This window comes from Haloferula helveola, from assembly GCF_037076345.1.
Classification (GTDB): domain Bacteria; phylum Verrucomicrobiota; class Verrucomicrobiia; order Verrucomicrobiales; family Akkermansiaceae; genus Haloferula; species Haloferula helveola.
Map to the genome: position 1 here is coordinate 2,250,374 of NZ_AP024702.1, position 13,157 is coordinate 2,263,530.

Genomic DNA, 13,157 nt, shown 5'->3' on the forward strand with positions numbered 1-13,157 from the left:
CGCACCGGCGGACAAGCGGGGGCGCTTGTCCCTACCTCACCGGACCGACGGGGCGAGCTGCCGCCGACACATCGGGGGAGCAAGCTCGCGGTCCGATGCGCCACTCCGTACGCCAAACAAGGGATCCGGCATTCCGGATCCCTGCTTGGTTCAAGTCTTTTCAGGCAGCAAGCGGCCACCGACGCTTCACGGCGTCAGGACTTGTAGCGGAGCCGCTTCTTGTGGCGGTTCTGCTTCATGCGCTTCTTGCGCTTGTGCTTGCTGATCTTCGTCTTACGACGCTTTTTGAGCGAGCCCATGGTGGTGTCGGTTCGGGGTTGGTTGGTTGCTAGGAAAGTTTCAGAGGACGAGCTTGTTGAGCGGATACTCGATGATCCCCTCGGCTCCCAGCTGCTTGAGCGCCGGGATAATGTCGCGGACGACTTCCTCGCCCACCACCGTTTCGACCGCCACCCAGCCGCCGTCGGCGAGTTGGGAAATGGTCGGACGGCGCAGCGATGGCAGCGTCTCGAGCAGGACGGACAGCTTGTCCTCGGGAAGGTTCATTTTCAAGCCCACCTTGTCGCGGGCATCGAGCGCGGCCTTCAGAAGCATGCAGATACGCTCCATTTTCTCGCGCTTCCACGGATCCGCAGCGGCCTCGGCGCTGGCGTAGAAGTGCGGGAAGGAAGTCAGCAGGGTGTCGACGATCCGCAGCTTGTTGGCGCGGATGGACGATCCGGTTTCGGTGACGTCGACGATCGCATCGACGAGATCCGGCACTTTCACCTCTGTGGCGCCCCATGAGAACTCGACCTCGGCGTTGATGCCCTTGTCGGCGAGGTAGCGCTTGGTGATGCCGACGCCCTCGGTGGCGATCCGCTTGCCCTCGAGATCCTCGGCCTTCTGGATCGGCGAGTCTTCCGGAACGACCAGCACCCAGCGGGTCGGTCGCACGGTGGCGCGGGAGTAGGGCAGCTCGGCGAGGTCGACCAGCTCGCGGCCGGCTTCGGTCGCCCAGTCGAGACCGGTGATCCCGCAGTCGATGAATCCCTGCCCGATGTACTGGCCGATTTCCTGGGCGCGGATCAGGAAGATATCCAATTCGCTGTCGTCGGACGCCGGCCGGTAGCCGCGCGATGAGACATGGATGTTGTATCCGGCCTTCTCGAACAGATCGAGGGTCGGGTCCTGCAGGCTGCCTTTCGGCAGGGCCAGCTTCAGGGACTTTTCAGTGTTCTCCGGCATCGGGCGGGCGGCGGGGATAGCGGCGGAAACGCCCAAACGCAAGGGAAGTTTTGTGCCGGAGGGGCCGGAATCGGTCAGCGGGAATCCCCGACTTCCTCGCGTTCCAGCAAGGTCCGCACCCGGACCCGCACCGGATGGCCCACCTCATCCTCCGCTGCGGCCCGGAGCCGGGAAACCAAGGCGTCGCCGGCAGCCGCCGGACCGGCCAGCTCGAGCTCCACCAACCGGTCGCCCGCTTCCCGGGTGCGGCGCAGCTTCAGCAGCCGGTAGCCGCCGTTGTCAGCGACCGCCTGCAGCCGCTGCTCGAGCAGCCGCGGCTCGGTGACTTTTCCGACCAAAACGGAGGTCAAGGGCACCGCAAGCCCCGCACAGGCGAGGGCGAGCGTGATGAACAGGCGACGTGCCCAGACGCCGCCCGCCTGCTGGCCGCGGATCCCGGCGAGGTAGAAGTTGCCCGCGGCTCCGAGGACGATGGCCACCACATTGGTGCCGAAAAGCAGCGCCGCGCCGCGTGACGTTTCGGTTTCGCCCAGGGAAAGGCAGATGCCGACGGTCGCGATGGGCGGCACCAGGGCCGCAGCGATCGCCACCCCGGCCAAGGCACCGCTGAGCGACGGCCGGGCGAGGCAGTAGGACGCCGCCACGCCGGAAATGAAGGCGACGCCGAGGTCGAGCAGGGTCGGCTCGCCGCGGGCGGCGAGTTCGCCGGTGAGACCGAAGCCGAGCAGCCGCGCGCCGAATCCGGCGAGGATGCCGATCCCAAGCGCGGCGAAGAATCCCATGAGCACCGCCCATTGGCTGCGCCGCCACAGCGGCCAGTTGCCTTGAACCAGGGCCAGCCCGCCGCCAATCAGCGGAGTCATCAGGGGCGCAACCAGCATCGCCCCGATCACCACCGCGACCGAGTCGGCCAGCAGTCCGAGCGCCGCGATCGAAGTCGCCAGCACCATCAGCGCGGCGAAGTCGAAGGTCCACCGGGCCTTGCCCTCGACCTCGTCGACCAGCGCGACGCGCTCGTCGCGCTCGAGCTGCGGCACCTTCAGCCGCATGAAGCGGCCCAGCGCCTCACGCAATTGGTGGCCCTTCGGCGGCGCCGCGCGGACCACCGCCAGCGCCAGCCCACCCGGACCCCGGAGCAACCGGTCGGGCACCGTGCCGAAAAGCTTGGCCCGCAGGGTGCCGGTATTGCTCGCGCCGATGATGAGAAGCTCGTAGTCGCCGCCCTCGGCTTCCTTGCGGATCTCGTCCGAAACCTTTTCTCCCAAGGCCACCTTGCAGGTCACCGCGTCGGGATCCACCCCGGCGCGCTTGATCGCTTTCTTGAGGAGACGTTCCCCCACTTCCCGCGAGACCTCATCGACGTCCGGCTCGACGAAGAACGCGGTGGCCCCCTGCCCTGCCAGCTTTTCGGCGAGCCGCAGCGCCGCCCGCGAGTGAGGCCCGCCGGCGCACGGCACCAGCACCTTCCCGGCCCAGTCGCGGTTTTCCTCCGGCAACCGTAGTACTCCGACCGCACAGCGGGCCTGATCGAAGACCGCTCGCGACAACCGGCGCTCGGGAGAGTCGTTGTCGCCACGGCCCGAGTTGTGTTTGCCGATGAGCATGAACTTGGCCTGAACCGAAGCCTCAGCGAGAGCTCCGGCAGCGTTCTCCATGCGCACCCTTCCCCAGCGTTCATCTTGTTCCAGTCCGTCGAGAAACACCGGGCGTTCGCCTCTTTCCTCCTCCCAGCCGATGCCCTCCTGCGGCCCCTCGGGATCGCATACGACCACTTCCATCGGCTCCTCGAGCGCCATGGCGGCCCGGCGCCCCCAAGCCATCAGGCCGGGTCCCTCCTCCGGGTAGCGGATCACCAACAAAAGCGGCATGGCTGAAGCATGCACGCCCGGTCACCGCTGCCAAGCGAGACGGAACTCCGGAAGCCGGATCCAAGGGTTCGTGATCCCACCTTCAAGAAGCCTCAAACCACCGAAGCTGGCATCGACCCACAAAGATCCGCCACTGGGGTTTGTAGTTCCCCCTTCAGGGGGCCGAGGCCGCCAACAACGACCGCCTGAAGGCGGAACTACGAACCACTGGCCGCGAACCCATTCACTGACTTTCAGCTTCATTTCGGGAATCCGCGCGTCCAGCTTTCCGGCCAATGGAGGAACAACCGGCGACCGAAGCGATCAACCCTTACTCGACACCCTCAGCACCGCCGGCCTCACCGCCCGCGATCCCGGGCGGTTCGCTCACCACCACCTTCTTCAAGGACGACGTTTTTCTCATTGTCCGAGACGGCGCGGTACTTCCCCCGTCCTGCGTCTCGACAGGCGATGAAACCTCGGACAACGACTGGCGGAAGCAGGTCCCTCTCTCGTGGAACCCGCCCTGGGTTTTCCTCGGGCTCCTGGGAGGACTCATTCCGTTGGTGATCCTCATCCTGGTCTGCCAGAAAAAGGCGAAGGTGGTTTATAGTCTCAGCCCTGCGGCCTCGAAAAGAATGCTGCGGCTTCGCGGGATCGGATTTGGCCTTCTTGCCCTCGCGGGCGTCTGCCTTCTCGCGATGATTTTCGGGAGCCTTCCTGATGAGGCGATCGGTTACACGATCGTCACGATGATCCTCGCACTGGTAGCGAGTGTCGTACTTTTCACAGCCGCCACGCCGCTCAAGGCCATCGGCCACAAGAACGGCTGGCTCAAGGTCAAGGGCGCCGATGCCAGGTTCCTCGAGCAGATTCCCCAAGGGAACTGGGCGGGGTTGTAAAGAGGTCGGGAACGGGTCAAACGTGGAAGCCGGCTGCAGCGGTTCGTGCTGATTGGGGGTGAGGCTGGTTTTCATGGATCAAGGAGCCGGTGAAGGAGAAACAGGCTGCGCGAGCTTGTCCTGCAGGTCACCCGGAAGTCCCGAAGGGACGCAGGCAGTTAGCCACGGGGTTCACCCCGTGGTTTGCGGGTCCGGCAGATTGAATGAGCCCCGCGAGGGGCGACGGCGAGGTCAGCCTCATCCGTGCCACCGCTTCGCCTGCGCACCTTCGGCGCTCCAATATCGTGGCATCCTGATCCACGGGGTAAACCCCGTGGCTAACTGCCGGCGCCCCTCCGGGGCTGCAAGATCACCGGCGTGGATCGGCAGCTGCTTGCCCCGAAACTACGAACCACTGGCCGCGGGCCCTCATGGACCGTTCATCACTCGACCTCGACGAGGATGAAAAGACGGTCATTCGCCGTCACCAATCCTGCCGGGACCGCGGCAAGGCGGCGCTCGTGGGTCTCGCCGAGGGCTTCGCTTGAGACTTCGTCCGGCGTGAAGACCGGCCACGAGGAAACGGGACCGACCAGATCGGTCGAGTAGCGGAAACGATACGTCAGGCCCGCCAGATCCGCCTCATTCACATGGACGTAGCTGAAGCGGAACTCGCCCGATGCGGACGGGGAAATGGAGAGAAGCTTCGACCCGGCATCCGATCCGGTCGGATCACCCTGCTTCAGCCATTCGGTGAAGTTGTCGTCGCCATCCCCATCCGGATCCGCGCCCGACGCCGAACCGCCATCCGTCAGGCCGTTCGCCAAGGCATACTCCGAAGCCAACGAAGCGCTCAGCGGCAGCGTGCGCACCGCGAAATTGTCGAGCACCACACGATCCGAAGCACGGGCGCTGAGCCCGATGTGGTTGGTGTCGGCCGCATCCCAAACGAAGCTCCGCGACACCGCGGGCGAGCCGCTGTCGATATCGATCAGCCGCCCGTCGAGAAACACACTGACCGTCACCGGCGACCCGGCCGCGAAGGACGCGAGCTGATAGCAGACCAGCAGGTTCCCGGTCGTCTGCCCGACCGGCACCGTGTCGAGCAGCGCACCGTTCGACCAGCACTTGAGGTTGCCGTCGATGTCGAGGTCGACAAGGAAGTCGGCGGTGCCGACCGGATTCGCGACCGACCCGCGGAACGAGTACGGCGGACCCGCGTTGCCGATGTCCCTCGAGTCCTGCGCTTCGGATGCCGTGAGCCCGACCGCGATCCCGGCATAGCGGTCCGCCGGACCACTCGCGTCACTCGACAGGATCTCATCGACCCGCACCTGCACGGAGAAGCCTCCCGCGGCGAGGATTTCGGGGTCGACGAAGTTGTGCTGCACCGCGGTCTCGGTCATCCCCGAACCAACCGCCATCCGCAGCGCGAAGTTGTTTACCTCCGTGCTTCCGCCTTCGAAGGCATCCCACCACGCCGCGCCGGCACCGATCGGGGGCACCCGGAGCCCGGACATGCCTTCCGCTGATGCATCGTGATCGGAATTCGAGGCCCGGTTGAACGTGTCGAGGAACAGGTCTGTCGGCAGCGGGGCCGGGTTCACCTGCGGACCGGGTGGATCGATCAGACGGTCCGCCACCACGCCGACATGCGTGGCCCACGCGTTCCAGTCGTCGATCATCTCGAGCAGCAGGTCCATTTCGGAAAGCGCGAGGTTGTTCAGCTCGGTGGGATCGACGCTCATGTCGTAGAGCTCGAACTCGTCCTGCGGCGAAGACCCGTCCGGGTAAGCGAAGTTCTTGGTCACGAACTTGTAGTTGCCCTTGAACCACGCGCGGTTCGCCTCGTGTTCGAAGCCGATGCCACGGGCGGGGAAGCTGGCGGCGGTCGCGGGGTCAAAGTGTGGCTTCAGCGACTCACCCTCGAGCGGCAGCAGCGTACGTCCCGGCCAGCTCGCGGGATAGGCAGTATCCGTGACGTCGGCGATGGTCGCCATGATGTCAATCAGGTGTCCGCGATCTTCGATCCAGCGGCCGGGCGAGGTGATGCCATCCGGCCAGTGGACGATGCATGGCGTACGGATGCCGCCCTCGTGCTGGTAGTGCTTGTAGAGCCGGAACGGCGTGTTGTTCACGTTCGCCCATCCGCCACCGATGTGGAGGTCGGGGTTCGACGCCTGCCCCATGTTGCGCAGGTTGGCGGTTCCCGTCACCGGGTCGGCATTCGAAACACCGTCGGTCTTGCCGTAGAGCCCGCCCTCGTAGTTGCCGCCGTTGTCGGCGAGGATGAAGATGATCGTGTTGTCGAGGAGTCCGTTGGCGGAGAGGTGGTCGGTGACCTTGCGGATGTTGTCGTCGACCTGTTCGAGCATCGCCGCATACACGGCCATCCTCCTCGCGAGATCCGCCTGACGGTCGGCGTCGAGGGTGCTCCAATCCGGAATGTCCGTCAGCGGTGGCAGCGGGCTCGCCGTTCCGTTGGAGTTGATCGCCGGGCTCTTCGGCGAGAGCACCCACGATGGATCCCGTACTCCGAGACTTTGCTGTCGCGCGAAACGGTCCGCCCTCACCTGGTCCCAGCCGATCTCGTAGTGATAGTAGTCCCCACCATCGTCGCCGCCGTCCGCGGTCAGTCCGTCCGGCGAAAGGTCGGCCACGTCCGTGTAGCGGTCGGCCATTTCCGCGGGCGCGTTGATGTCCCAGTGCACCGCGTTGAAAGGCATGTAGAGGAAGAACGGCGCTCCATCGTTCTTGCCAAGGTGGTGGTCGATGAAATCGACCGAGTAGTCTCCAATGCCGACCGTCTGATGGAAAGTCGTGCCGGTCCAGTCGATCTCGGGCACCTCGTCGTTTTCCGAATAGAACCCGAAATTCGACGGGTCCCAGAACGAGTCGTGGTTGCCGCCGCTGACCTGGTTGTGGGGAAAGCTTCCGCCGCTCGTTTGTCCGAAGATGTGCTGGAACCCGCGCCCGATCGGCGAGCGGTCCGCACTGGTGCCAAGGTGCCATTTGCCCGCCATGTAGCGCCGGTAACCGGTGGTCGAGAGCAGCTCGGCGATCGTGACGTTGTTGTCGGTGATCAGGTTCGGCAGCGACGCTCCGGGGTTGGCGGCGACCTGCTGGGTGTAGAGCCCCGAAAGAAGCGCGCAGCGGGTGGTCGAGCAGCGCGCGGTGTTGTAGAAGTTCCGGTAGCGGAGGCCGTTGACGGCGAGCGAGTCGATGGTCGGCGTGCGGATCTCCGAACCGTAGCAGCCGAAGTCCGACCAGCCCATGTCGTCGAGCATGATGAGCAGGACATTCGGCCGCTTCTGGAAGACGGTCGCCTGCGCGCTGGCAACCGGCGACGCTCCATCGAGGATCTCGATCGTGAATGTGGTGTCACCGAGGGTTCCATTCACTACGGCATCCACCGTACCCGTTTCGGTTGCCGGACCCGACTGACCGCCGCCGGGAAAGCTGACCGCCTGGTCCGCCGTGATCGCATAGGTCGATCCCGCAGGCAGAAGACTCGCCGACCACGACAGGCTGATCGTCTTGGCCGGATTCCCCGGCGCCACGGTCGTCGGGTTGCAGTCGAGCGTCACGACCGGTTGCGGAATGCCGACCGACAGGTTGTCGAAGAACACGCCGCCACTGTCGCGCGCATCAAGACCGATGAAGTTGGCGTCGGTTCCGGTCCACGGGAACGTGCCCGTGCCGACCGAAGCTCCGTCGAAGAAGACCTCAAAGCCGACGGACGAGCCGTCGTTGAAGTCGCTCAGGGAGAAAATGGCGGACACCGTGCCCGTCTTGGTGCCGACATCGGTCGAGCCGAAGGCCGGTTGGTCGCCGATCCCGCCCCAAACGAGTTGGCCATCGGCCTGCAGGACGACCCAGAAATCCGAGACCGCCATCGAGTCCGCCGGATCTCCGAACGCGTCGGTCATCCGGCGCAGGTCGTCGCTGCTGCCGTCGCCGTTGAAGGCGTCGCCGGTATCGAGGGCTTCGGCCTCGGACATCCCGATCGCGAATCCGCCGCCCTGCCCGGTTCCACTCTGCGTTGCTCCGGAAATCTCGACCGAAACGCTGAAGCACCCGGCGGCGAGGATCTCCGGATTGATGAAGTTGTGCCGGACGTAGGCATTGGAGGTTCCCGCGCCGTCGGCGAGCTCGAGTTTTCCTCCGAGGATCTGGGCGCCGCCTCCGTTGGCGGCGTTGCCATCGGGACCACTGGTGTCGTTGGCCGCGTCGACGAAGGGCTGGCCGTAAGCGCCGTCGGCCGCCAGCGACGAGCCGGTGGCATCGACTATTCCCGTCAGGGAGGCATCGATGTTCCGGGCATCGGCCCGATCGAAGGAGTCGGAGAAAAGGATGTCCTGAGCCGGGGCAACGGCGGGCAGGAGGGCCAAAAGGGCCCCGAGGGACTGGGTTTTCGCACTCAAGCAGGCGGATGGCTGGGTTTTGACGGGCAGGGTCTCACCCTATCGATGGGATGGCAGCCTGAAGTGTTCCTTCACGGTTCGGCATCAAGGGTTCGTAGTTCCCCCTTCAGGGGCCGAGCCGCGAGAAGCGACCGCCTAAAGGCGGAACTACGAACCACTGGCCGCGAGCCGTCTGCGCTGCCAGCGACGGTAGAGGAAAATCGAGCCCAGCCACAGACCGCTCCATCCCAACAGGATCAGCCACATCGGGATGCCGATGAATCGGAGCCACATCACCCCGCCCCGCCGGCTCGAGTAGCTGGGAGCGACCATCCAGTTACCTGCTTCGACATGCTCATGGTTCAGCGAAGACCGGCGATAATCCCAAGTCAGCGGGGGAGGCACATAGTCCGGGTTCTCGACCCATCCGTCCCGGAACGACGCGTTCGAGGTTCGGATGGTGAATTCCGAATGGACCAAGGTCAGTTCGACCGTGCGGACCAGATTGGAGCCGTAGGCCCGGGTCTCGTTCTCCATCGAATCCACCCACGCCCACATGAGGAAGCATGCCAAGAACCCGCCCAGCCAAAAGGATACCGACTTTCTGAGTGGTTTCGGGCTCACTCTCGCAGCATGGCCCGTCCGCATTTCGCATCAAGGTCCTCCACTAGAGTTTGTAGTTCCGCCTTCAGGCGGTGCGGACCGCGAACGAGGACCGCCTAAAGGCGGCACTACGAACCCCTGACCGCCAGCCGTTTGCGCTGCCAGCGGCCGTAGAGAACAAGCGTCAATGTCCACAGAGTCACCCACGCCAAGAGAATCATCCAATAGGGCACAAACGCCTTGAAGCCCCGTGCGTCGCCCCACCCGGAGGCGTGGAACGTGGGAAACCACCCTGATGCGGAGGCCCGAATTGACTCGATTCCTTCCCCGCCGATTCGGTCGTCGTTGTCGTGACGCCCCCACAGAAACACGGCGGAACTTCGAGGCGTTCCACCACTTCCGGTTTGCACATGATCGATATAAATCCCCCCAATTCTTGAGTGGAGGCCTACGATTTCTGCCTCGCTCGAGCGGTTGATTTCCGTACTCCACCACATCGAATCCACCCAAGCCCACACCAGAAACAGCGCCACCACCGCTCCCATCCAGAATCCTACGGATTTCCGAAGCGGTTTCGGCCCGATTTCCCCGTTCTCCACTGGCCCATCCTCGCCGGCCCGGCCCACCTGCCAAGATCCGTCCGATCGGGCCGCCGAATTCCCCCGATTTTCACTCCTGACCCGCTGCCCGTCACTTCTCCACAACCCCCTGAAATAGCAGCATTTCTGCTTGTCAACGGGGTCGCAGTGCCTAGGTTCGCCGCCCGTTTCTCTTTCCTCAAGCTGGCACGCGGTTGGAGCCCCGTGGCGTGTCAGACAAAAATCGGGGCATCTCGGAAGGACAAGCGATTAACCAAACCAACCTAACCATTAACCACATGAGCACCCAAGTGCTTGAACCCCAAAACCAGGAACTCAGTGAACTGATCGATTCGAAGTTCACCGAGTTCAAGGAAGGAACCATCGTCAAGGGCACGATCATCGAGATCCGCCCGCAGGTCGTTCTCGTCGACATCGGCTACAAGTCCGAAGGCACCATCATGGCGTCCGAGTTCGAAGACGAGGAGATCGAAGTCGGCGACGAAGTCGAAGTCCTTCTCGAGAAGCTTGAAAACGACGAGGGCATGGTCGTCCTCTCGAAGGAAAAGGCCGCTCACAAGCAGAACTGGGACAAGATCGTCCGCGTCTACGAAGACGGCGGTCTGGTCCGCGGCAAGGTCAAGGCCGTCGTCAAGGGCGGTCTCACCGTCAACGTCGGCGTCGAGGCCTTCCTGCCCGGCTCCCAGGTCGACATCATCCCGCCGAAGGATCTCACCGAGTACGTCGGCAACGTCTACGAGTTCAAGATCGTCAAGGTGAACGACGACCGGAAGAACATCGTGCTTTCCCGCCGCGAGGTCATCGAGGCCGAGCGCGCGGAACTCCGCCAGCGCTTCCTGCAGACCGTCAAGGTCGGCGACAAGGTCACCGGCGCGGTCAAGAACCTCACCGACTTCGGTGCGTTCGTCGACCTTCAGGGCATGGACGGCCTGCTTCACGTCACCGACATGTCGTGGGGCCGCATCAACCACCCGTCGGAAATGCTCATGATCGGCCAGCCGGTCGAGGTCATGATCCTCGACGTCGATCGCGAGAAGGAGCGCGTGTCGCTCGGCCTCAAGCAGATGACCGACAATCCGTGGGAAGACATCGAGCGGAAGTATCAGATCGGTTCGTCCGTCAAGGGCAAGGTCACCAAGCTCCTCCCGTACGGCGCGTTCGTCGAACTCGAGCGCGGTGTCGAAGGCCTGGTCCACGTGTCCGAGCTTTCCTGGGTCAAGCGCATCACCCGCCCGAGCGACGTGCTCGAGCTCGATCAGGAAATCGAGGCCGTTGTCCTCGGCATCTCGATCGAAGAGCAGAAGATCTCGCTCGGCGTCCGCCAGCTCGAGCCGAACCCGTGGGACGAGATCGAGGTCCGCTACCCGATCGGCGCCACCATCAAGGGCCCGGTCCGCAACCTCACCGCCTACGGCGCGTTCGTGGAGCTGGAGGAAGGCATCGACGGCATGATCCACGTGTCCGACATGTCCTGGACCCGCAAGATCAACCACCCGTCCGAGGTGCTGAAGAAGAACGACGAGGTCGAAGCCATCGTGCTTTCCATCGACAAGGCCAACCAGCGCGTGTCTCTCGGCGTCAAGCAGCTTGAGGACGATCCGTGGAGCCTCATCGACGACCGCTTCAAGGTCGGCGACCTGGTCAAGGGCACCGTCGCGAAGATCGCTTCGTTCGGCGCCTTCGTCAGCCTCGACGGCGACATCGACGGCCTCATCCACATCTCGCAGCTCAGCGAGGACCACGTGGAGAAGGTCAAGGACGTCATCAAGGTCGGCGACGAGATCGAGGCCCGCGTGATCAAGGTCGACAAGGTCGAGCGCCGCATCGGTCTTTCGATCAAGGCCGTCAGCTACAGCGAGGAAGAACTCAAGAAGGAGAGCGCCAGCTTCGAAAGCCTGCGCCCGTCTTCCGAGATGGTCGGCCTCGAGCAGGCCTTCAACCTCGCCACCGCAGCCGCCGAGGAGTGGAGCCCGTCCGAAGAGGACGAGGATTGATCCTCCGAGGCTCGCAAGAGCGATTCACGAAAGCCGGCTCCGGAAACGGGGCCGGCTTTTTCGTTTTCAGAGATTCAACATCCAGCAGCCAGCAAGGAAGGATCAATGGCCAAGGAGTGGCGCCTTCCAGGCGCCATATCAGGGCGCGGCGGTCTCCGACCGCTTCCATTGAAACCTGATCATTCCTTGTTGGCTGTTGGATGTTCCCCTTCGGAAGATTCCCATTGCGCCTCCCCCCCTCCGCGCAAACGGGTAATCCATGACCGACGGCGAAAATCTCCTCCTGCGCCTGATCTCCGATTCCAAGGAGGCGGCACCGACCCTCGGTAAGGCGCTTCAGCCTCACATGCGCAAGCTGCTGATGCTCGGCTTCGGGGTGGTGGTGGCGATCGGCTCGACCGGGTTGTTGCTCGGTGCCCTGACGACCGCCTTGGCCAGCCTCGTGATGCAGTTCGGCGTGCCAATGGTTCCGGCGATGAATGTCGGGTTCTTCACCGTCGGCATTCTCTCCCTTGGGATCGGCCTGTGGCTGGCGAAAGCGAATGCCGGTGCCATCAGGCGCGCGCTCGCATCCGCCAGCGAAGGATCCAAAGGAGGAAGATAAGCCCGACTACGGCTCCGGCCAGATAGCAGGTCACTTGGATCGACTGACTGGTGATCAGCGGACGGGTGAGTTCCGGGTAGATGATCTCGGGATACACCGTGCGGCCGGTGAACCATGAGTAGGCACCGGCAGAGAGTCCGCAAAGTTCGGTAACGACCAGTCCGAGCGCGACCGCTTTCAGCATCGGCGTAACGGGCATCTTCGGCCAGCGACCGAGTCGACCGACGAACAGCGCGGCCAGACCCAGCACGATCCCCGGCCCGACCGATGCCCGGAACGCCCAAGCCGCGGCCAGCAGCGGTTCGTTTTCAATCCCCCACAGCGGCGGGTGGTAGACCGTGAAATGCTCGGGCGCGAGGCGGACCAGATATTGATCGTGGAGCAGGCAGTAGAGCAGCACCTCGCCCCAGATGCCGAAGACGATCGTGTAGCTGACCGAGCGGGGCTCGCGGATGAGGAGCGGGAAGAAAACCTTCAACACTCAACAATCACCAAGGAACATCCAAAGATCAATGGTTCCGCTCCCGAGTCACTGGCATTTGATCATTCCTTGCTGGCTGCTGGATGTTGAATTCGACACGTAAAAACGCCCGGCCGCGGGGTGCGGACGGGCGTTTGGAAAATCGCGGATGATCCCGGCGATCAGGACTGGCTGAGCTTCGGCTTGCCAGCGCGGCGGACGGAGCCGAAACGCTTCTGGAATTTGTCGATGCGCCCTTCGGTGTCGACGAACTGCTTTTGACCCGTGAAGAACGGGTGCGAGTCCGAGGTGATACCGGCGGAGATCACGTTGTATTCCACACCGTCGATGGTCTCCTTCTTCTCGGAGGTCTTGGTCGAGCGGGTGATGAAGCGGGCACCCGTCGTCATGTCGACGAAGATGGCCGGCTGGAGGTCGGGATGAATATCCTTTTTCATGGTCTGGAGAGGTAACCGACACGTTTCCAACGCGGCGGGGCGGGGAGAATGCACGGCCCGCACGATCTGTCAAGCCGGGGA

Annotated in this window: 10 protein-coding genes; 3 read left to right on the forward strand and 7 right to left on the reverse strand. The window is 63.8% G+C overall.

What is annotated here, in order from left to right:
* Nucleotides 1-194 precede the first annotated feature (194 nt).
* From HAHE_RS08210 to HAHE_RS08220, 3 genes are all read right to left on the reverse strand, one after another.
* Complete coding sequence (locus tag HAHE_RS08210; protein ID WP_338690083.1) at nucleotides 195-299, reverse strand: AURKAIP1/COX24 domain-containing protein; 105 nt, start codon at nucleotides 297-299, stop codon at nucleotides 195-197.
* 40 nt (nucleotides 300-339) lie between these two features.
* Entirely contained in the window at nucleotides 340-1,227 is an 888-nt protein-coding gene (hisG, locus tag HAHE_RS08215; RefSeq protein ID WP_338690085.1) for an ATP phosphoribosyltransferase, read from the reverse strand.
* Between the two features lie 74 nt (nucleotides 1,228-1,301).
* The gene (locus HAHE_RS08220) at nucleotides 1,302-3,095 is read right to left on the reverse strand and encodes a DUF389 domain-containing protein (RefSeq protein WP_338690087.1); all 1,794 of its coding nucleotides are present in this window, start codon (nucleotides 3,093-3,095) and stop codon (nucleotides 1,302-1,304) included.
* 275 nt (nucleotides 3,096-3,370) lie between these two features.
* Between HAHE_RS08220 and HAHE_RS08225 the strand changes: the two genes are divergently transcribed.
* Nucleotides 3,371-3,976 carry a hypothetical protein gene (locus HAHE_RS08225; protein WP_338690089.1) on the forward strand — a complete coding sequence of 202 codons (606 nt, stop codon included), beginning with the start codon at nucleotides 3,371-3,373 and terminating at the stop codon, nucleotides 3,974-3,976.
* Nucleotides 3,977-4,398: 422 nt separating this feature from the next.
* Here HAHE_RS08225 and HAHE_RS08230 read toward each other — a convergent pair whose 3' ends face one another.
* Complete coding sequence (locus HAHE_RS08230; RefSeq protein WP_338690091.1) at nucleotides 4,399-8,379, reverse strand: arylsulfatase; 3,981 nt, start codon at nucleotides 8,377-8,379, stop codon at nucleotides 4,399-4,401.
* A 147-nt stretch (nucleotides 8,380-8,526) separates the two neighbouring features.
* The gene (locus HAHE_RS08235; RefSeq protein ID WP_338690093.1) at nucleotides 8,527-8,931 is read right to left on the reverse strand and encodes a hypothetical protein; all 405 of its coding nucleotides are present in this window, start codon (nucleotides 8,929-8,931) and stop codon (nucleotides 8,527-8,529) included.
* 907 nt (nucleotides 8,932-9,838) lie between these two features.
* On the opposite strand from HAHE_RS08235, the gene HAHE_RS08240 reads away from it, so the two are divergent.
* Together HAHE_RS08240 and HAHE_RS08245 are read left to right on the forward strand one after the other, a co-directional pair.
* A complete protein-coding gene (locus tag HAHE_RS08240) occupies nucleotides 9,839-11,554 on the forward strand; it encodes a 30S ribosomal protein S1 (RefSeq protein WP_338690095.1) in 1,716 nt (571 codons plus the stop codon).
* Nucleotides 11,555-11,813: 259 nt separating this feature from the next.
* Nucleotides 11,814-12,158: a hypothetical protein gene (locus HAHE_RS08245; protein WP_338690097.1), complete on the forward strand. Its 345-nt coding sequence runs from the start codon at nucleotides 11,814-11,816 to the stop codon at nucleotides 12,156-12,158.
* Here the strand turns inward: HAHE_RS08245 and HAHE_RS08250 are convergent.
* Nucleotides 12,109-12,639, reverse strand: a complete 531-nt coding sequence (locus HAHE_RS08250) for a hypothetical protein (RefSeq protein WP_338690099.1) — start codon at nucleotides 12,637-12,639, stop codon at nucleotides 12,109-12,111. The two genes, HAHE_RS08245 and HAHE_RS08250, sit on opposite strands and share 50 nt — an antisense overlap.
* A gap of 161 nt (nucleotides 12,640-12,800) precedes the next feature.
* The gene (locus HAHE_RS08255; protein WP_338690100.1) at nucleotides 12,801-13,076 is read right to left on the reverse strand and encodes a type B 50S ribosomal protein L31; all 276 of its coding nucleotides are present in this window, start codon (nucleotides 13,074-13,076) and stop codon (nucleotides 12,801-12,803) included.
* Nucleotides 13,077-13,157: the final 81 nt, after the last annotated feature.